The organism is Streptomyces sp. NPDC048275, from assembly GCF_040652275.1.
GTDB lineage: Bacteria > Actinomycetota > Actinomycetes > Streptomycetales > Streptomycetaceae > Streptomyces.
On sequence record NZ_JBEZLR010000016.1, the window covers coordinates 106,257 to 126,557 of the forward strand.

14 protein-coding genes and 1 tRNA gene are annotated in these 20,301 nt (G+C 70.2%); 9 read left to right on the top strand and 6 right to left on the bottom strand.

Going from position 1 to position 20,301, the window contains the following annotated elements; genetic code table 11:
• Positions 1-3: 3 nt before the first annotated feature.
• A complete protein-coding gene (locus AB0D57_RS13055; RefSeq protein WP_362071002.1) occupies positions 4-192 on the top strand; it encodes a DUF5703 family protein in 189 nt (62 codons plus the stop codon).
• Positions 193-275: 83 nt separating this feature from the next.
• Here the strand turns inward: AB0D57_RS13055 and AB0D57_RS13060 are convergent, their stop codons facing one another.
• The 3 genes from AB0D57_RS13060 to AB0D57_RS13070 all read right to left on the bottom strand — a co-directional run bounded on the left by AB0D57_RS13060 (position 276) and on the right by AB0D57_RS13070 (position 2,974).
• Entirely contained in the window at positions 276-1,109 is an 834-nt protein-coding gene (locus AB0D57_RS13060; protein WP_362071004.1) for a chaplin family protein, read from the bottom strand.
• A 159-nt stretch (positions 1,110-1,268) separates the two neighbouring features.
• Positions 1,269-1,502, bottom strand: a complete 234-nt coding sequence (gene chpH, locus AB0D57_RS13065; RefSeq protein WP_362071006.1) for a chaplin ChpH — start codon at positions 1,500-1,502, stop codon at positions 1,269-1,271.
• A 146-nt stretch (positions 1,503-1,648) separates the two neighbouring features.
• Positions 1,649-2,974 (bottom strand): M20/M25/M40 family metallo-hydrolase, encoded by a 1,326-nt coding sequence (locus AB0D57_RS13070; protein ID WP_362071008.1) that lies wholly within the window; start codon positions 2,972-2,974, stop codon positions 1,649-1,651.
• Positions 2,975-3,162: 188 nt separating this feature from the next.
• Between AB0D57_RS13070 and AB0D57_RS13075 the strand changes: the two genes are divergently transcribed.
• A tRNA-Leu gene (locus AB0D57_RS13075) sits at positions 3,163-3,250 on the top strand.
• A 35-nt stretch (positions 3,251-3,285) separates the two neighbouring features.
• On the opposite strand, the gene AB0D57_RS13080 is transcribed toward AB0D57_RS13075, so the two are convergent.
• On the bottom strand, positions 3,286-4,173 hold the full coding sequence (locus AB0D57_RS13080; RefSeq protein WP_362071010.1) for a hypothetical protein: 888 nt from the start codon (positions 4,171-4,173) through the stop codon (positions 3,286-3,288).
• Positions 4,170-9,539 (bottom strand): caspase family protein, encoded by a 5,370-nt coding sequence (locus AB0D57_RS13085; RefSeq protein WP_362071012.1) that lies wholly within the window; start codon positions 9,537-9,539, stop codon positions 4,170-4,172. The genes AB0D57_RS13080 and AB0D57_RS13085 overlap by 4 nt, the downstream gene beginning before the upstream one ends.
• Positions 9,540-9,777: 238 nt before the next feature.
• Here AB0D57_RS13085 and AB0D57_RS13090 point away from each other — a divergent pair, with 238 nt between their 5' ends.
• From AB0D57_RS13090 to AB0D57_RS13100, 3 genes are all read left to right on the top strand, one after another.
• Positions 9,778-13,653 (top strand): Pls/PosA family non-ribosomal peptide synthetase, encoded by a 3,876-nt coding sequence (locus tag AB0D57_RS13090; protein WP_362071014.1) that lies wholly within the window; start codon positions 9,778-9,780, stop codon positions 13,651-13,653.
• Between the two features lie 74 nt (positions 13,654-13,727).
• Positions 13,728-15,107, top strand: coding sequence for a M1 family metallopeptidase (locus AB0D57_RS13095; RefSeq protein ID WP_362071016.1), 1,380 nt, complete (start codon positions 13,728-13,730; stop codon positions 15,105-15,107).
• Between the two features lie 32 nt (positions 15,108-15,139).
• Entirely contained in the window at positions 15,140-15,514 is a 375-nt protein-coding gene (locus AB0D57_RS13100) for a YchJ family metal-binding protein (RefSeq protein WP_362071018.1), read from the top strand.
• A 3-nt stretch (positions 15,515-15,517) separates the two neighbouring features.
• On the opposite strand, the gene AB0D57_RS13105 is transcribed toward AB0D57_RS13100, so the two are convergent.
• The gene (locus tag AB0D57_RS13105) at positions 15,518-16,219 is read right to left on the bottom strand and encodes a FadR/GntR family transcriptional regulator (RefSeq protein WP_362071020.1); all 702 of its coding nucleotides are present in this window, start codon (positions 16,217-16,219) and stop codon (positions 15,518-15,520) included.
• 130 nt (positions 16,220-16,349) lie between these two features.
• Here AB0D57_RS13105 and AB0D57_RS13110 point away from each other — a divergent pair, with 130 nt between their 5' ends.
• From AB0D57_RS13110 to AB0D57_RS13125, 4 genes are read left to right on the top strand one after another with little or no spacing between them, the layout of a single operon-like run.
• Entirely contained in the window at positions 16,350-16,868 is a 519-nt protein-coding gene (locus AB0D57_RS13110) for a gluconokinase (RefSeq protein ID WP_362071022.1), read from the top strand.
• 45 nt (positions 16,869-16,913) lie between these two features.
• Positions 16,914-18,311 (top strand): gluconate:H+ symporter, encoded by a 1,398-nt coding sequence (locus AB0D57_RS13115; protein ID WP_362071024.1) that lies wholly within the window; start codon positions 16,914-16,916, stop codon positions 18,309-18,311.
• A gap of 31 nt (positions 18,312-18,342) precedes the next feature.
• Positions 18,343-19,101 (top strand): SDR family oxidoreductase, encoded by a 759-nt coding sequence (locus AB0D57_RS13120; RefSeq protein WP_362071026.1) that lies wholly within the window; start codon positions 18,343-18,345, stop codon positions 19,099-19,101.
• A gap of 24 nt (positions 19,102-19,125) precedes the next feature.
• Positions 19,126-20,151, top strand: a complete 1,026-nt coding sequence (locus AB0D57_RS13125) for an L-idonate 5-dehydrogenase (RefSeq protein WP_362071028.1) — start codon at positions 19,126-19,128, stop codon at positions 20,149-20,151.
• The last annotated feature ends 150 nt before the right edge of the window (positions 20,152-20,301 follow it).

A 20,301-nucleotide genomic window follows, 5' to 3' on the forward strand; every position in this document is an offset into this window, starting at 1 on the left:
GCGATGCCGGAATACGAATTTGTCGACGTGTACGTGCCACGCGGGGTCTCCCGCAAGGACACGACACGCCTGCTGACGGACCATGCGGAGTACGGACACTGGGAGTTGGACCGCCTGAGCCTGCACCCCGACGGCAGCCGCAGGGTGCGGTTGCGCCGACGGATCATCCGCCAGGTGCGCGCCACGTGGTGAGCGAAAGCGGCTGAAACGGAGCGGGCCCCGCCAGTGCGGGGCCCGCTCCGTTCGCTCTTGCCGTACCCGTTTACGCCTCGTGCTTACGCCGCCGCCCGCGCCCGGCGGTAGAGCACGGCGCCCGCGAGCAGCGCGCCCGCGCCCGCCGGGATCACCAGGCCGAGCGGCAGCTCACTGCCGGTGGCGGCGAGCTGCGCGGCACTCACGGGCTGGCTGACGGACTGCGTCCCAGGGTGGTCGACGCGCGAGGCGGGCAACGTGCCCGGGTTGCCGAGGCTGCCCGGCGTACCGAGGTTGCCCGGCGTACCGGGGTTGCCCGGGTGCCCAGCGTTGCCCGGCGTACCCGGGTTGCCCGGCTGCCCGGGGTGACCCGGGGTGCCCGGCTGCCCGGGGTGGCCGGGGTTGCCCGGCCCGCCCGGAGGGGGCGTCTGGTGGCCGCCGCCGGGCGGAGTGGCGGGGTGACCACCACCGGACCCATCGGACCCACCCGACCCACCGGCACCGTTCCCGCACGAGTTGCCCGTCGCCGGATTGCCGATCCCGGCCACGTTGACGCTGTTGCCGCAGACGTTGACCGGCACGTCGACCGGGACCTGTACGTGGTTTCCGGAGCCGACGCCCGGCGAACCCCCGGCGTGTCCGCCGCCGTATCCGCCCCCGGAGGAGCGGCCGCCGCCATGGTTGACGCACTTGTTGCCGATCGCCGGGTTGAGCGCCCCGATGACGTTCACGGTGTTGCCGCAGACGTTCACCGGCGCGTTCACCGGCGCCTGCACCGTGTTGCCCGACAGCACGCCGGGCGAGTCCGAACTGAAGCCGTTCGCACCCGAGTCGGCGTGTGCGTAGCCCCCGGTCGCGGCGAGTACGCCGGTCGCGGCCGCCACGGTCATCAGGCCCTTGCGGGTGACCTGTCGCATAGCTGTATCCCTGCCTTGAGCCCTGAAATCCTGGGCTTGGACTGTCCGGAAAGCGCACGCACCCGACTGGCGCGTGCGCCGAAAGTCGGTCGGCCCCGGAGCGCATGGCGTGCACTCCGGGGCCGACCGACTCAGACCCTCATGGGGTGAGGCACAACATCAGTCGTTGATGCAGGTGTTACCGAAGGCGGGGTTCAGCAGCCCGATCACCGAGATCGTGTTGCCGCAGACGTTCACCGGGACGTGAACAGGCACCTGGACGACGTTGCCGGAGACGACGCCCGGGGAGTGCACCGCGGCACCCTGGGCACCCGAGTCGGCGACCGCCAGGCCCGCACCCGCGAGAACCAGACCACCAGTGGCGGCAGCGGCAGCGACGATCTTCTTGATCATTATTCCTCCTAGTTGGCAAATGCGATCCCAAGTAGCGGATCACATCAGCTGTAACGAGGAGGAACTGTTAGAGCTACGAGCTTATGGTCGCATTCACCCTTCCCGGGTGATCTCCGTACGCGCGGGCGAATACCGACGTCAACACGTCATGACGCCTCGATGAAACGGTCGAGAACCCGTACGCCGAATTTCAGGGCATCGACCGGCACCCGCTCGTCGACGCCGTGGAACATGCCCGCGAAGTCCAGCTCCGGCGGCAGCTTCAGCGGGGCGAAGCCGAAGCAGCGGATGCCGAGGTCGGCGAAGGACTTGGCGTCGGTGCCGGCCGAGAGCATGTACGGCACGGCGCGGGCGATCGGATCCTCGGCGGACAGCGCGGTCTGCATGGCGTCGACGAGGGCGCCGTCGAAGGTGGTCTCCAGCGCCTTGTCGGCGTGCACGTCCTCGCGCTTCACCTTCGGGCCGAGAATCCGGTCCAGGTCGGCGAGGAACTCCTCCTCGTACCCCGGCAGATAACGGCCGTCGACATGCGCCGTCGCCTGGCCCGGAATGACATTGACCTTGTAACCCGCGCCCAACTGGGTCGGATTGGCGGTGTTCTGCAGGGAGGCACCGATGAGCTTGGCGATGCCGCCGAGCTTGGCGAGCGTCTCGTCCATGTTCTCCGGGTCGAGCTCGGTGCCGAGGGCGTCGCCCAGCTCGTCGAGGAAGTGCCGCAGCGTCTTGGTCACACGCACCGGGAACTTGTGCCGCCCGAGCCGCCCGACGGCCTCGGACAGCTCGGTGATCGCGTTGTCCTTGTGGATCATCGAACCGTGACCGGCGGTGCCGTCCACGGTCAGCTTCATCCAGTGCATGCCCTTCTGGGCGGTCTCGACGAGATACAGCCGCAGCTTCTCGTTGACCGTGAAGGAGAACCCGCCGACCTCGCCGATCGCCTCCGTGACGCCCTCGAAGAGGTCCGGGTGCTTGTCGACCAGGTGCCGCGCCCCCCACGTACCGCCCGCCTCCTCGTCCGCGAGGAAGGCGAGGACGATGTCACGGGGCGGCTTGCGCCCGCTGCGCAGCCGGTCCCGTACGACCGCCAGCGTCATGGCGTCCATGTCCTTCATGTCGACCGCGCCGCGGCCCCACACCATCCCGTCCGCGATCTCGCCGGAGAAGGGGTGGTGGGTCCAGTCGGCCGCGTTCGCCGGTACGACGTCCGTGTGGCCGTGGATGAGCAGCGCGGGCCGCGAGCGGTCCACGCCCTCGATACGGGCCACCGTGGAGGCTCGGCCACGGTGCGACTCGAAGATCTGCGGTTCGAGCCCCACCTCGGCGAGCTTCTCGGCCACGTACTCCGCAGCCTTGCGCTCACCCGGCCCGGAGTGGTCCCCGTAGTTGCTGGTGTCGATCTGGATCAGCTCGCGACAGAGGTCCACGACCTCGTCCTCGCCAGAGACGCTCCTGGCCGTGTTCGATTCGCTCACGCTGCTTCCTCCCACTGTCACTGCTGGTGGTTCCTTCCTCATCCTCCCTCTGACCCCGCCCCACCCCAAGACCGGACCCGGCCCGTCACACGCCGTTCACGCGGCGACGGGGTGTGATCAGAGGCCCTCGAAAGCCTGGTAATGTTTCCTCTGTCGCCGCGAGGGAAACCCCGCACGACATACACCTTGTCCGGGTGGCGGAATGGCAGACGCGCTAGCTTGAGGTGCTAGTGCCCTTTATCGGGCGTGGGGGTTCAAGTCCCCCCTCGGACACCAGCTGAGACCCCACTTCTCGTGGGGTTTTCTGCTTTTCAAGGACGACCGGGAGGTTCGTGCGGCCCGTGGTCACCCCGAAGTCCCATGAGCACCGCCTGCCCGGTTTCCACAGCCGTCAGGTAGGGGCGCACATCATGCGCCTTGGTCCCGTTGTGCACCGTCAGGTCCACCAGCCTCTCGCCGAACCGCGGCGCCAGGTGCTTGACCAGGGCGACCACGTCCCCTCGGTCGGCGATGTTCGACCAGCTCCGTACGGCTCCCGGCCAGTGGGCCCGGTCACTCGTCGGCGTGGGCAGCAGCCGGTCGAAGACCAGATTCGGGATGCCGAGCGGTGATCCCAGGGTGACGAAGGTGTGTACCGGCCATTCCGGGTGTGCGCACAGCGCTTCATAGGCGACCACGGAGCCCAGGGAGTGGGCGACGACCACCCTTGTGCGGTCGGTCACCGCGCTCTCCACCCGCGCCCGTACGGCCGCCCGGACGCCGTCGTCGGTCAGGTACAGCCGCACCTGCCGCAGAGCCCCGATCAGCATGTTCTCGGCCAGCCCCGCGAAGAAGGCGGAATGGCTGAGCGCGTGCAGCGCCCGCTGGACGACGGAAGGCGTGCGCAGCCTCGTGAGCTCGTCGGGCCCCAGAACCGCGCTCTCCGTCCGTGCCGCCTCCTCCCACCAGGCCAGCAGCAGTTCCCGTTCGAGGCCCTCGTCGACGTCGGCGGCGTCCAGCGGCGGTTCGCCGAGCGAGCGTGCTCCGCGACGGCGGAACAGATCGCCGTAGAAGGCGACCGAGGAGGCCGTCGCCGCCTCGTCCGACTTTGCGCCCGCGATCAGGAGGCCGTCCCGCAGCGCCGGGGCCCATGCCGCCCGCAGGGTCTCAGGCCCGTGGAGCTGCTGGGCAATGCCATGGACGAAGACGATGGCACTCACAGGACACCGCCCCAGCCGTGCGTGAAGGCGACGACGCCCATGTCGGTGGCCACGCACAGGAAGCTGTCCGGCCCAAGGGCCACGTCATTCACGCCGGCCCCCAGCTGGAGTTCTCCGACGAGTGTTCCGGCGTCCAGGTTCCACATCCGTACGGCGCCGTCCTCGCTGCCCACCACCAGCCTGGTGGCATCCACCTGGTGTTCCAGGGCCAGCTTGCTGATCGGGGCGGTGTGCGACATCGCGGCCGACATCTCGACTCTTTCGTGGGTCAAGGCATCCCAGATGTCCACCACGCCGTCCGAGTCGCCGGTGAGCACGACGGTCCGGCCGCCCATGACGCCGAGCGCCACAGCGCTGACGGACCCGCCGAGCGGTCCGATGGGGCGGCCGAGCTGTTCTGCCGCGGCCAGGTCCCACAGCCGGGCGCCGTCGTCACCCCCAGTGACAACAACGGGATGCCCGTCGATGTCACCGACCACGGCCGAGTAGACGTATCCCTTGTGCCCGCTGAGTTCCGCGACACGCTGTCGAGTGACGACGTCCCAGACATAGACCATTTCGTCGTCACTGGCGGAGAGCACCACACTGCGCCCGTGCACCGTGCCGGTGCACACACCGCGTACCCAGTCCATGTGACCGACCAGCCGTGCCGTCTCGCTGCCCGTCGTCAGGTCATGGAGACGGGCGCTGTAATCGACGCCCCCGGTCACCGCGAGCAGATGGTCGTCCTTGACGAGCAACGCGATGTCCCGCACCTCCCCCATGTGACCCGTCACATGCGAGCCGACCGGGTCCCCGCTTTCCAGGTCGCGCATGCGGATGGTGTTGTCGGCACCCACGAGTGCCACGGTCGGCCGCCCACCCACACGCGCGATCGCGGCCGCGTTGACGGAGACGGTGTGCCCACTCAGCGGCTCGCCCACCTGTTCACCCGTCGTCAGATCCCAGTGCCGCACTTCCGTCCCCCGGCACGTCACAGCGGTCGGCGCGCCATTGATCTCCCCCACGGCCAGGCACTGCGGTGCGCCGTTGTGCCCCCGCAAGGTCCGTCCCAGCTTCTCGCCATCGGGTACGGACAACAGGAACACATCGCCTCTGGTGTCCGCCGCAAGGACGACGGTCCGCCCCCGGACCTGCCCGAACGTGGCAGACACCACCCTGTGCCTCGGCTCCGCGAAAGGGGTCGCGGGCAGTTCCGCGGAGCCGAGGTCGTGCAGGAGCAGTGCGCCGTCACCGCGTACGAGGAGTGCGAGCGCGGACTCTCCCACGCATCCCACGGCAACCGGGCGCAGCGCCTCGTCATGCAGGTCGAGCGCGGCGACCGACGTCCTTTCCGCCAGATCCCAGGCGTGAGCCCCCTGCCTGCCGGTGGCGATGACGACCTGCCGGGTGCCCCAGCGTCCGGTCGCCAGCCCCTGGATGTCTCCGTAGTACCCGACCAAGGGCTCTCCGACCTGTTCCCGGGAATCCAGGTCCCACAGCCGTACGGTGCCGTCGTGGCTCCCTGTGACGAGTACGTCCCGCCCCTCATGGGACCACAGCGCGAGAGTCGACACCCTGTTGGTGTGGCCCGACAGAACGGCGCCGAGTTGTCGGCGTGTCACGGAGTCCCACACCCTGATCGTGGTGTCGTTCCCGGCCGTGATGATCGCCGGTCCCGTACGGAGCTTCACGAAAGCCACCGCTGAGACAGGCCCTTGATGGCCCACGAGTGGCGATCCGTCCTGTCTCCCCGCATCCAGATCCCAGATCCGGGCGGTCGTATCGTCGCTGCCGGTCACCGCCACCGTGCGGCCGCCCAAGTCGGACAGAGCCACGGTCCGCACGGTCCCGCTGTGTGCGGCGAGGGGCTGTTCGGAGGTCAGGTCCCAGATGCGCGCGGTACCGTCCGCTCCTCCGGTGATGACCACGGGTCGGCCGTTCACACTGGTCGTCGCCACCGCCAGAACCCAGTTGGTGTGTCCGGTCAGAGGTTGACCGACGGGCCGCCGGCTCTCGGGATTCCACAGCTCGGCCACCGGACCCTTGCTCACGACCAGGACCGGGTTCGCGTCGACCCGGCCCAGAGCCACGCCGCCACCGCCGCCGTACACGTCCAGCCGCAGGGGCTCGCCGATCTGCTGCCGTGTCGCCAGATCCCACAGCCCGGCGGTGCTGTCCTGGCTCACCGTCGCCACGACCACCCGCCCCCCGACCTCGCCCACCGCGACCCCGGTGACTGCGCCGGTGTGGCCGATCAGCTCGCCCACGGGCTCATACGTCCTCAGGTCCCATATCCGGGCCCGGCTGTCGTCGCCGGCTGTGATCAGCACGGGACGGTCGCCGAGTTCGGCGCAGACGACGCCGGTGACGCCACCGCCGTGCCCTGTGATCGTGTCTCCCCGCTGACGGCCTGACGCCAGCTCCCACACCCTGACGGTGCCGTCCGCGCTGGCCGTGGCGGCGAGCATCTCGCCGGAGAGTTCGTATGTGGTCACCGCCTGGACGACGTTGGTGTGTCCCCTCAGGGGCGGGCGCGTCTGACGTCCCGTCGACAGGTCCCAGAGCGAGACGGAACCGTCGTCACCGCCGGTCAGAGCGAGGCTGTACTCCCCGAGGTCGCACATGGCAACGCACTTGACCTCTCGCCCGGCCTCCAGCGGCTGACCGATCTGGCGATGAGTGATGAGGTCCCAGACCCGGGCGGTGCCGTCGGAGCTCCCCGTCACGGCGATCGGCCGGCCGTCCAGTGCTCCCGCGGCAATGGCGGTGACCGCCGATTCGTGGCCGATGAGCTGGCGGTGCGCACCGGTGGGCGACCAGACGGCCCAGCGTGCCGACCAGGGCAGGAGCAGATCGAGTTCGTCGATTCGGGTGGCCAGGTCACCGCACTGGCATCGGCGGGCCGAGAGTTGGAGGTAGGCGGCACGCTCTCCCAGCGGTCTGCTCGTGGTCAGCAGGTGGGCCACCTGTTCGTAAGCGGTGCGAATGCTTCCGGTGGTACCCGTCGGGGCGTTGGAGAACGCTTGCAGCAGGGCGAGCTGTTCGGCCGCCAGCAGGAACCCCGGATCACGGACGAGCTCGCTCAGTACCCCCGCCGCCGCCGCGTGGGTGGCCAGGTGGGCCCTCACGTAGGAGTGGGCGGCGAACCAGTCGGGCCCGGCGGAGGACGACGCGGAGGAGACCGCGCCGCGCAGAGCGTCGACGATCCGGCGCTGGGTGTCGCGAGCAAAGAGCCCTGGGTCGGCTCGTAGATGCTCCGCGAGGGCCTGATGGTAGAGGCGGTAGACGGAGCGGTCGTCCTCCACCACCTCGGCGACATAGGCGCTCGCCTTCGACAGCAGCCAGTCGATGTCCTCCTGGGTGCAGGAGACGCCGGAGATCGCTGTCACCAGGCGGCTCCACAAGGACCCGCGCGGCAGCCCCTGCCCCTCGGCGAAGGCCAGCGGGACGAGCAGTCTGCGTACCCGCGGCTCGTCGGCCTCGAAGCGGGCCAGATAGTCGTCGAAAGCCTCACCGATCTCGCTGGGCAGGCCGTTCTGCCAACCCGGGACGCCGGTATCGATGGGGGTTTCCATCCCGCGCAGGCTCCGCGCGGTCATCCGGGCCACGAGGAACACCCGGTCCGCGCGGGCCGCCACCGCGCGGGCGACTTCCTCGGCGAGCTCGGGCAGGGCCCGGTAAGGGGTCTGGACATGCGGTTCGTTCTTCGCCAGCAGCACCTTGCGGACGTAACCGGCGACGTCGTCGCTTCCCAGATACTCTTCCCGGTCCAGGTCGAAGACCTTCATGGTTCCGTTGCCCAGACTGCTCACCAGCTCTCTTCGGGTGCCGACGAGCAGACGGACACCGGGGATGTCGGAGAGCGGGCGCAGCAGTTCCCGGGCGATGCGCCGGGGCTCGCCGCGGCCACCGGTGTCCGCGGCCGTACCGGAGCCCGCCTCGTCCAGCGCGTCCACCACGATCACGACCGATTCACCGTCCGCGGTACGGCGGCTCACCTCGCGCAAGAGGTCGCCGGGCCCCTCGACGTCGTGGCCGAGGACACTCGCTATCTGCTGGACGACCTCTTCGAGCCTCTTGTGCCGGGCATGCACGGCGGCGTCGACACAGTTCTCGGGCACGACCATGTCCGTGGCGAGGGCGTCAACTCCCAGATGGCGCCGGTACTCGGAGTCGGACAGGGTCACCACCCGCCCGAGCACAGCGGACTTTCCGCAGCCGGGGCTGCCGGTGACGATCCGTCCCTTCCCGTCGTCCCTCCCCGCCGTGAGCCAGCCGACGAGCTCCCGCAACAGCCGGTCACGTCCGCTGAAGTACAGGCCCTGCTCGGACTCGAACTCCACACCTCGGGAGCGGGGTCCGAAGTGGTCGTAGAGGTCCCGTTTGGTGACGAGCCGTTGGGTCTCGAGGTCCGTTCCGACGGCCGGAAGGTCCTGTTGGTAGCCGTGGTTGGCGAAGAAGGGCGCGAGGCCGGTACTCAGTCCGGCGGCGAGTTCGGCGCGCTGGCCTCCGGCACCGGTGTGCGCGAGGGTGGTGTTGACCTGTTCCACCAGTTCGGTGAGGTCCAGGTACCGCTGACGCTGGCCGGTGCGCGCGGTCACCGTCTCGACGGCCGATACGAGAGCGTCCACGAAGGCGCCGTCCTCGGCCTCGTCCTTGGCTCGGGCCGACGACAGGAACCACATGCCGCCGCTCGTCGAACCGTCGCCCAGACGATGGGCGACGGCCCGAAGCGCGTACCGGGCGGCATCGGCGGTGCCCACGCCTCCGTAGCACGCGTCGAGGATCAGCAAGAGGTTCCGGCAGCCCGCGGCGGCCAGGACACGTACGACGTCCTCGCTGGCCAGCGCGGTGGCCGCCGGGTCGCGTTCATCGCTGTCCCAGCAGAACAGGTAGTGCCGGTCACGGCCTTCCACCATGCCGTGGCCCGCGAAGTAGAAGACGACGACGTCGTGCTCGGTCAGCTCGACGTCTCGTGCCCAGTGGCTCAGGGTGCGCTTGATGTACTCCGCGCTGCTGTAGTCACCCAGGGCAAGGCCCGCGTTCGGGTAGCCGAAGTCGTTGAACAGCTCTCGGATCCTGGCCGCGTCGCCGGTCGCCCGCAGGAGTTGGTTCTCCTCCCCCAAACGCTGGTACCTGCTGATACCGACGGTGATGAGGAGGCGTCGTCCAGTGCCGCCGTGCCCTGTTGGTGGCCTCCCCGTCACAAGTCTCCCCATGCCCCTCGACGCACCCGAGCCCTGACTGACCATGGTGGCCCAACGGGAATGGATCTGGGAGCAGTTCGGCGCAGGTCGCGGCCGAGGCGGACGGCCGGGGCGTCGGTCCCTGTCCACGATCCGGTCGGGCGCGGGCGCACAACGCCCGAATCCTCCGTCATCCATTGCGTGTTACAGGCAGATGTGGGACAGATCTCGTCAAGATGACATACCCGCACGTCAGAGCCCCGGAACCAGTACCTCCGATGCGCCCCGAAGGCCGCCTCGCGTGGCTGCGGCGCAGGTCAGCGGCTAGCGTCGTACTAAAATTTCACGCTTGGTTGGAGCTGACGGAAGATCCTCAGGCATACCTGTGGGCCCGTCGGCGCCCGGGAAGTTCCGGGAAACGACACGTGAGGACCCGATGGCAGCCCTCGAGCAAGGCCCCGCACTCGCGCTGTTCGACGAGGAGGTGCGCGCGGAGTTCGGCGACACGGCGCGCTTCTCCGCGTCCGTCGCCGCCTCGCCGCGCACGCTGGTCGACATCCTCGACGCCACCGTCCGGGCGTACCCCGACGAGCCCGCCCTCGACGACGGCCACCGCGCCCTCACCTACCGCGCCCTGGCCGCCGAGGTCGAGACCCTGCGACGGCGGCTGAGCGCCGCCGGGGTGGGCCTCGGTGACCGGGTGGGCGTGCGGGTCCCGTCCGGTACCAATGAGCTGTACGTCGCCATCCTCGCCGTACTGGCCGCCGGAGCCGCCTATGTGCCGGTGGACGCCGAGGACCCGGACGAGCGGGCCGAGCTGGTCTTCGGGGAGGCGGAGGTGCGGGCCGTCATCGGGGCCGAGCACCGGCTGACCCTCACCGACGCGTCGGATGTTCCCGCCGCGCGCCCCGGCATCGAGCACGACGCGTGGATCATCTTCACCTCCGGGTCCACCGGCAAGCCCAAGGGGGTGGCCGTCAGTCACCGCAGCGCCGCCGCGTTCGTGGACGCCGAGGCCGAGCTGTTCCTGACCGAGGACCCGATCGGTCCGGGCGACAGGGTCATGGCGGGCCTGTCCGTCGCGTTCGATGCCTCGTGCGAGGAGATGTGGCTGGCCTGGCGGTACGGGGCCTGCCTCGTACCCGTTCCGCGGTCGCAGGTCAGGAGTGGTGCCGACCTCGGGCCCTGGCTGGTCGAGCAGGAGATCAGCGTGGTCTCGACCGTGCCCACGCTCGCCGCGCTCTGGGAGCCCGAGACCCTCAACGACGTACGTCTGCTGATCTTCGGCGGTGAGGCCTGCCCGCCCGAGCTGGTCCAGCGGCTCGTCACCGAGGGGCGCGAGGTGTGGAACACCTACGGGCCCACCGAGGCCACCGTGGTCGCCTGCGCCTCCCTGATGACCGGCGCGGAGCCGATTCGGATCGGGCTGCCGCTGAACGGCTGGGAGCTGGCCGTGGTCGATGAGGCCGGGCAGCCGGTCGCGATGGGCGACAGCGGCCAGCTCGTGATCGGCGGGGTCGGGCTCGCCCGGTATCTCGACGCCGAGAAGGACGCGGAGAAGTACGCGCCGCTGGAGTCGCTCGGCTGGGAGCGGGCGTACCGAAGCGGCGACCTGGTCAAGGCGGACTCCGAGGGACTGATCTTTCTCGGGCGGGCCGACGAGCAGATCAAGCTCGGCGGGCGCCGGATCGAGCTGGGGGAAGTGGACGCGGCGCTGCAGGCGCTGCCCGGTGTGGCGGGTGCCGCCGCGGCGGTCCGCACCGCCCGCAGCGGCAATCAGCTGCTCGTCGGCTACATCGTCACCCAGGACGGCTGGGACCACGCGAGTGCCGTCGAGAAGCTGCGCGCCGAGCTGCCCGCCGCCCTGGTCCCGCTGCTCGCCCCGGTCGAGGATCTGCCGACCCGGACGTCGGGCAAGGTCGACCGCAACGCGCTGCCCTGGCCGCTGGAGGGCCTGGAGAGCGGCGGTGCGAAGGAGCAGCTGTACGGCACCGAGGCCTGGCTCGCGGAGCAGTGGAGCGAGGTGCTCGGCATTCCGGTCGGCAGCGCGTCCGACGACTTCTTCGCGATCGGCGGCAGCAGTCTGGCCGCCGCGCAGCTCACGACGAAGCTGCGCTCCCGCTACCCCAGCGCCGCCGTGCTCGACATCTATCAGCAGCCCGTCCTGCGTAAGCTGGCCCGGCACCTGGAGAAGTCCGCACAGGACGACGGCGCCGAGCGGACCATCGCGCCGGTGCCCGTGCGGGCCAAGGCGATCCAGCTCCTCCTGTTGATCCCCCTGTTCACGCTGCTGGGCCTGCGCTGGACCGTGGCGCTGGCCGCGCTCGGGAACGTACTGCACTGGTTCGGGCCGTTTCCGTGGGCGCCGACGGCGTCGTGGTGGCTCGTCGCCGCCGGGGCCGTGGTGCTCTTCAGCCCGCCGGGTCGGCTCGCGATCGCCGCGGGCGGGGCGCGGCTGCTGCTGCGGGGCGTGAAGGCGGGCCGCCACCCGCGCGGTGGGAGCGTGCATCTGCGGCTGTGGACCGCCGAGCGGCTGGTCGAGTTCAGCGGCGCGACCTCGTTGACCGGATCCTGGCTGGAGCGCTACGCACGTGCCCTGGGCGCCAAGGTCGGCGCCGACGTGGATCTGCACTCGCTGCCGCCGGTGACCGGCATGCTGAAGCTGGGCCGGGGTGCCGCCGTCGAGTCCGAGGTGGACCTGTCGGGGCACTGGCTGGACGGTGACCGGCTGGAGATCGGCCCGGTCAAGGTGGGCGCCGGAGCGGTGGTCGGGACGCGCAGCATGCTCTTCCCGGGAGCGCGGGTCGGCAAGCGGGCCGAGGTGGCCCCGGGTTCCGCCGTCGCCGGACAGATTCCCACCGGGCAGCGCTGGTCCGGAGCGCCCGCCGTGAAGCTCGGGAAGGCGAAGCGGGCCTGGCCCAAGGAGCACCCGCGGCGTGGGACGTACTGGCGCGCGATGTACGGCGCGACGGGCTTCGCGCTGACCGCGCTGCCCCTGCTGGCGGGCGTGGCCGCGCTCCTGGTGGCGCATGTGTTCATCGGCGCGGACGCCGGGCTGGGTGACGCGCTGCGCGGTGCCGCGGTCGCGCTGGTCCCGGCGGCGCTGGCCTTCGGGCTGGCGTACGCGCTGCTGCTCCTGATCGCCGTACGACTGCTCAGCCTGGGCCTGCGGGCGGGCACGTATCCGACGCACAGCCGGATCGGCTGGCAGGCCTGGACGGTCACGCAGCTGATGGACCGCTCCCGCGAGACGCTGTTCCCGCTGTACGCCGGGCTGATCACGCCGGTATGGCTGCGGCTGCTGGGTATGAAGATCGGGCGGGGGGCGGAGGTGTCCACCGTGCTGGCGCTGCCGAGCCTCACCACGGTCGGCGAGGGCGCGTTCCTCGCGGACGACACCCTGACCGCGCCGTACGAGCTCGGCGGCGGCTGGGTGAAGATCGGGCGGGCCGAGATCGGGCGGCGGGCGTTCCTGGGCAACTCCGGGATGACCGCGCCGGGCCGCAGCGTGCCGGACGGCGGTCTGGTCGGGGTGCTGTCGGCGACGCCGAAGAAGGCCAAGAAGGGCAGCTCGTATCTGGGGCTGCCGCCGGTGAAGCTGCCGCGTTCGACCCAGGACGGCGATCAGAGCCGTACGTACGACCCGCCCGCGCGGCTGCTGTGGGCACGCGGTCTGGTGGAGCTGTGCCGGATCGCCCCGGTGTTCTGCTCGGCGGCGCTGGCGGTGCTGACCGTGGCCGCGTTCAGTGCGCTGGGCGCCTGGGCGGCCCTGCTCGGCGGGGTCGTGCTGCTCGGTGTGGGCGCGGTCGCGTGCCTGCTGTCCATCGTGGCGAAGTGGCTGCTCGTGGGCCGGCACCGGGCCGGTGAGCACCCGCTGTGGAGCGGGTTCGTGTGGCGCAACGAGCTGGCGGACACGTTCGTCGAGGTGGTGGCCGTGCCGTGGCTGGCCGGATCCGTGCCCGGTACGCCGCTGATGACGGCGTGGCTGCGCGGGCTCGGCGCGCGGATCGGCAAGGGCGCCTGGGTCGAGAGCTACTGGCTGCCGGAGACGGACCTGGTCTCCCTCGGCGATGCTTCCACCGTGAATCGGGGCTGTGTCCTGCAGACTCACCTCTTCCACGACCGGATCTTGCGGACGGATACTGTTGTCCTCCGTGAGGGCGCCACTCTGGGCCCGGGCGGAATCGTCCTTCCCGGCAGCACGGTCGGGGCGCGCAGCACGCTGGGACCCGCGTCGCTCGTCATGGCGGCCGAATCCGTTCCCGACGACACCCGCTGGCTGGGCAACCCGATCGAAGCATGGCGTTCCTAGGCGCGGCCCGTACGGCGTCCGGGGACGAGGCACCGGCACGTCGTACGAGCACAGCGCAGGGAGCAGACGCAGCAGTGAGCGTTCAGCAGACAGTGGGATCGGACCCGTACTTCCCGGCCAACGGCGATCCCCGCTACCGGGTGCACCGGTATGAGCTCGCGCTGGACTACCGCCCCGGCCCGAACCGGCTGTCCGGGACGGCGCGGCTCAACGCCATAGCGGGCCGTGGTCCGCTCGCCGAATTCCAGCTGAACCTGGCCGACTTCCGGATCGGCCGGGTCCGCGTCGACGGCAAGACACCGCACTACACGCACCGGGGCGGCAAGCTGCGCATCCGCCCGGCGAAGCCGATCCGGGCCGGGTCCGCCTTCACCGTGGAGGTGCACTGGGCGGGCAACCCCAAGCCGGTCAACAGCCCCTGGGGCGGGATCGGCTGGGAGGAGCTGGAGGACGGGGCGCTGGTGGCGAGCCAGCCGGTCGGTGCGCCCTCCTGGTACCCGTGCAACGACCGGCCCGCCGACAAGGCGTCGTACCAGATCTCGATCACCACACCGTCCTCGTACTCGGTGGTGGCGGGCGGCCGGCTGCTGACCCGCACGACGAAGGCTTCGACGACCACGTGGGTGTACGAGCAGGCGGCGCCGACGTCGAGCTATCTGGTCGGGCTGTCGATCGGGAAGTACCAGACGGTGCTGCTCGGCGATCCCGGCCTCGGTGGCGTACCACAGTCCGGACATCTGCCGGTGCGTCTACTCGGTGAATTTTCCCGGGACTTCGCGCGGCAGCCCGCGATGATGGAACTGTTCGAGGAGATATTCGGGCCGTATCCGTTCGGCGAGTACGCGGTGGTGGTGACGGAGGAGGAGCTCGATGTCCCCGTCGAGGCACAGGGGTTGTCGTTGTTCGGCGCCAACCATGTGGACGGGTCGCGGAGTTCGGAGCGGCTGGTCGCGCATGAGCTGGCGCACCAGTGGTTCGGCAACAGCGTGTCCATCGCGGACTGGCGGCACATCTGGCTGAACGAGGGGTTCGCGAAGTACGCCGAGTGGCTGTGGTCGGAGCGTTCGGGCGGTCGTACGGCGCAGCAGCTGGCCGCCCTCGCGCACCGGAAGCTGTCCGCACAGCCGCAGGATCTCGTCCTGGCCGACCCGGGCCGCAAGCTGATGTTCGACGACCGGCTGTACGAGCGCGGCGGGCTCACCGTGCACGCGGTGCGCTGCGCGATGGGCGACACCGCCTTCTTCCGTATGCTGCGCGGCTGGGCCGCCCTGCACCGGGGCGGCGCCGTCACCACGGCGGCCTTCACCGCGCATGCGGCGCGCTACGCGGCGGAGCCGTTGGACGATCTGTTCACCGCGTGGTTGTACGACGCGGCGCTGCCGCCGCCGCCCCAGCCGTCCGTGGCACTTCCGGCCCGGCCGACTTACCCGCCGACGAACACCGACTCGGCCTAGGCAGGGTGCAGAGTGCAGACAGAATGGCGATCATGACCAGTCGTAGCTGCCCGTGCGGGCTGCCCGAGCCGTACGCCGAGTGCTGTGGACGGTTTCACCGCGGTGCCGCCGCCGCGCCGACCGCCGAGCTTCTGATGCGGTCGCGCTACAGCGCCTTCGTGCAGCGGGACGAGGGCTATCTGCTGCGTACCTGGCATCCGAGGACACGGCCGCCGCGGGTGGAGTTCGACCCGGGGATGCGGTGGACCGGCCTGGAGATCCTCGCGGCGAGCCAGGGGTCGGCCTTCCACTCCGTGGGGACCGTGACCTTCCGGGCCTCCTACCGGGGCGGCTCGCTGCACGAGCGGAGCCGGTTCGAGCGGGTCGACGGGGCGTGGGTGTACGTGGACGGGGACTTCGTCGAGTAACTGTCAGGGCGCGAGGATGTCCAGCTCCTGGAGCGCGCCGACCGTGATCTCGCGGGTGAGCTCCTCGGCGCGGGTGGCGTCGCCCTCGCGGACGGCCTCCGCGACCTGTACGTGCAGGGTGACGGCGGCGGGGTCGGGGTCCTCGAACATGACCTCGTGATGGGTACGGCCCGCCAGGACCTCGGTGACCACGTCGCCGAGGCGGGCGAACATCTCGTTGCCCGAGGCGTTGAGGATCACCCGATGGAAGGCGACGTCGTGGACGAGATACGCCTCCAGTTGTTGGCCACGTGAGTTGGCGACCATGCCCAGGGCGCACTCGGTGAGCTCGGCGCACTGCTCGGCGGTGGCGTTCTTGGCGGCCAGCCCCGCGGCGATCGGTTCGACCGCGGAACGCAGCACGGTGAGCGAACGCAGCTGGTGGGGCCGGTCGGCGCCGGCCAGTCGCCACCGGATGACCTGAGGGTCGTACACATTCCACTCCGCCTTGGGGCGGACCGTCACTCCGACCCGGCGGCGGGACTCGACCAGGTGCATGGACTCCAGCACCCGGACCGCCTCGCGCATGACGGAGCGCGAGACCTCGAAGCGCTGCGCGAGCTCGTCCGTGCGCAGCACGCTACCCGGCGGGTACTCACCCGCCGTGATCGCCGGCCCGAGGCATTCCAGTACATGTCCGTGCAGGCCCCGGCCCCGTGTGCTCATGGAGTCAGCGTACGAGGCTCCCAGCTGGAACAAAAAGTCAGACTTATATGTCACAGACTCTTGAATTCGTCGTACCTAATGAGTTTCAGTGTCGTCGACATCAGATGTCGACGAAGACAGCGAGGCAGCAATGAGTACCCCCCATGTCGTCGTGGTCATGGGCGTGGCAGGCACCGGCAAGACCACCATCGGTCCCCTGCTTGCGGCCCGGCTCGGCGTTCCGTACGCCGAGGGCGACGACTTCCACCCCCAGGCCAACATCGACAAGATGACGGCCGGGACACCGCTGTCCGACGACGACCGGTGGCCCTGGCTGGACGCCATCGGCCGCTGGGCGCACAGCCGCGCCGGGCTCGGTGGAGTGGTCAGCAGCTCGGCGCTCAAGCGCAGCTATCGCGATCGGCTGCGGGCCGAGGCGCCCGGAGCCGTCTTCGTCCATCTGACCGGTGACCGCGCGCTGATCGAGGACAGGATGTCGCACCGCCAGGGGCACTTCATGCCGACGGCACTCCTGGACTCCCAGTTCGCCACCCTCCAGCCGCTGGAAGCGGACGAGGCGGGTGTCTCCGTGGACGTCTCCGGCGACCCCGCGGAGATCACCGAACGGGCCGTGGCCGCACTCCAGGGGCTCGGCCGGCTCTCGCAGTAACCCTTTTTTCCTTCCCTCGTACGTTTCTCAAGCAAGGAAACCACCGTGACCAGACTCAGCGTCGAGATGCTGGCAGCGGACGCCGTCGAGCCGATCACCTCGGCGGGCCATGCTCAGCTGGGTATCGCTGTCCTGGCGGGCATCGCCGTCATCGTCCTGCTCATCACCCAGTTCAAGCTGCACGCCTTCCTGGCCCTGACCATCGGCTCGCTGGCGCTCGGTGCCTTCGCCGGGGCACCGATCGACAAGGTCATCCTCAGCTTCACGGCCGGTCTCGGCTCGACCGTTGCCGGTGTGGGTGTCCTGATCGCCCTCGGCGCGATCCTCGGCAAGCTGCTCGCCGACTCCGGCGGCGCCGACCAGATCGTGGACACCATCCTCGCCAAGGCGGGCGGGCGCGCCATGCCGTGGGCGATGGTGCTGATCGCCTCCGTCATCGGTCTGCCGCTCTTCTTCGAAGTCGGCATCGTGCTCCTCATCCCGGTCGTGCTGATGGTGGCCAAGCGCGGCAACTACTCCCTGATGCGCATCGGCATCCCGGCGCTGGCCGGTCTGTCCGTGATGCACGGCCTGATCCCGCCGCACCCCGGCCCGCTGGTCGCGATCGACGCGGTCAAGGCCAACCTCGGTCTCACGCTGGCCCTCGGTGTCCTGGTCGCCATCCCGACGGTGATCATCGCCGGTCCGGTCTTCTCGAAGTACGCGGCCCGCTGGGTGGATGTCCCGGCGCCGGACAAGATGATCCCGACCCGCGCCTCCGAGGACCTGGAGAAGCGCCCCGGCTTCGGCGTCACCATCGCCACCGTGATGCTGCCCGTCGTGCTGATGCTGTCCAAGGCACTGGTCGACATCATCGTGGACGACCCGACGCACATGGTGCAGCGTGTCTTCGACGTCATCGGCTCGCCCCTGATCGCACTGCTCGCCGCGGTCATCATGGGCATGTTCACCCTGGGCCGCGCGGCCGGCTTCACCAAGGACCGGATCTCCACGACCGTCGAGAAGTCCCTCGCGCCGATCGCCGGAATCCTGCTGATCGTGGGCGCGGGCGGCGGCTTCAAGCAGACGCTGATCGACTCCGGTGTGGGCCAGATGATCCTGGAGATCTCCAAGGACTGGTCGATTCCCGCGCTGCTGCTCGCCTGGCTGATCGCGGTGGCCATCCGGCTCGCGACCGGTTCCGCGACCGTCGCCACCATCTCGGCGGCCGGTCTCGTCGCGCCCCTCGCGGCCGACATGTCGACCGCGCACGTCTCCCTGCTGGTGCTGGCGATCGGCGCGGGCTCGCTCTTCTTCAGCCATGTCAACGACGCCGGCTTCTGGCTGGTCAAGGAGTACTTCGGCCTGAGCGTCGGCCAGACCGTCAAGACCTGGTCGGTGATGGAGACGATCATCTCGGTGGTGGCGGGCGGACTGGTGCTCCTGCTGTCGCTGGTCATTTAGAAGGACGAGGACGAGGACGAGGAATACGACGATGGCTCACCCTCTCTTCGACATCAGCGGCCGTACGGCCCTGGTCACCGGCTCCAGCCGCGGCATCGGGCTGGCGCTCGCCCGCGGGCTGGCGGAGGCCGGCTGCACCGTGGTCCTCAACGGGCGCGACGGTGAACGCCTCAAGAAGGCCGCCTCCGAACTGCCCGGCGACGTCCACACGGCGATATTCGACGTCACCGACGGTCCCTCGGTCGCCGCCGGAATAGCGGATGTCGAGGAGCGGGTGGGCCCGCTCGACATCCTGGTCAACAACGCGGGCATGCAGCTGCGGGCCCCGCTCCTGGAGTTCACGGACTCGGACTGGCACCGGATCCTGAACACCAACCTGACGAGCGCGTTCCTGGTCGGCCGCGAGGCCGCGCGAGGGATGACCGAGCGCGGTCACGGCAAGATCATCAACATCTGCTCGCTCCAGAGCGAGGTCGTCCGTCCGGGCATCGCCCCGTACGCGGCCACCAAGGGCGCGCTCAAGATGCTCACCAAGGGCATGTGCGCGGACTGGGGTCCGTACGGGGTCCAGGTCAACGGGCTCGGCCCCGGCTACATCGAGACCGAGCTGACCAAGCCCCTCGTGGACGACGAGGAGTTCAGCGCCTGGGTGCGGCGACGCACCCCGGCCGGGCGCTGGGGCCGTACGGACGACCTGGTCGGCGGGGTGCTCTTCCTCGCCTCACCCGCCGCGGACTTCGTCAGCGGGCAGGTGCTGTACGTCGACGGCGGTATGACCAGTGTGCTGTAAAGGTGCTGCGAAGGGGACTTGGCGATGCTCGGCTGTGTGATTCACGGGCAGGACGATCTGCGGGTCGACGAACTGCCGGTCCCGTCCGCCGGGCCCGGGGAGGCGCTGGTCGCCGTCCGGTACGGCGGGGTGTGCGGGTCCGATCTGCACTACTGGCGGCACGGCGGTGTCGGGGACTTCCGACTGCGGGAGCCGATGGTGCTGGGCCACGAAGTGGTCGGCACGGTGGTCTCGTACGGTGCCGGGGCCACAGGTCCGCTGCCGGGTACGGCCGTCGCGGTGCACCCGGCGACTGCGTGCGGGGTGTGCCCCGAGTGCGTCGACGGGCGTGCGAACGTGTGCCGGGACACGCGCTACCTCGGCAGCGCGGCCCGCATGCCGCATGTACAGGGCGGGTTCGCGTCCCAAGTGGTGGTCCCCGCCGAGCAGTTGAGGGCGGTTCCGCAGGGGCTGGAGCTCCGGCGGGCCGCGCTCGCCGAACCACTGTCGGTCGCGCTGCACGCCGTCCGGCGGGCCGGTGACGTGAAGGACCGGCACGTGCTGGTGACGGGGGCCGGGCCCATCGGCTGCCTCGTGGTGGCCGCCGCCAAGGCCGCGGGCGCGGCGCGGGTGACCGTCACCGACCTGCTGCCGCAGGCGCTCTCGTACGCCGTCTCGGCCGGCGCGGACTCGGTCGTACGGGCCGACGATCCCGACGACTCCGGGTGGCCCTCGGAGGTCGACGTGGCCATCGAGGCATCCGGTGTCGCCGCGGGCCTCGACACCTGCCTCCGCCTGGTGCGTCGCGGCGGGGTCGTCGTCCAGCTCGGCATGCTGCCGCCGGGGCAGAGCCCGTTCGCGGGGAATCTGGTGGTGAGCCGGGAGATCGAGCTGAGGGGTGCGTTCCGCTTCGGCGCGGAGTTCGACGAGGCGCTGCTGCTGCTCGCCGCCGAGCCCCGCTTCGACGCTCTGATCAGCGCGGTGGTGCCGCTCGGGGCGGCGGAGTCGGCGTTCGCTCTGGCGGCGGACCGAAGCCGTTCTTGCAAGGTGCTGCTGGACTTCGCCGGGTGACCGTGCCGGCGCGATGAGGGGGGAGCTCCCAGGCTGGGGGCTCCCCCCTCACTTTTAGGGCCTGTCCGGCGGATCAGGTCGCAGACGCGGGGTCTGGTGCGCCCATCTGCGGCGTTGTCGTCGGTTGCCGACTCCCCCAAGTTCTCGGCT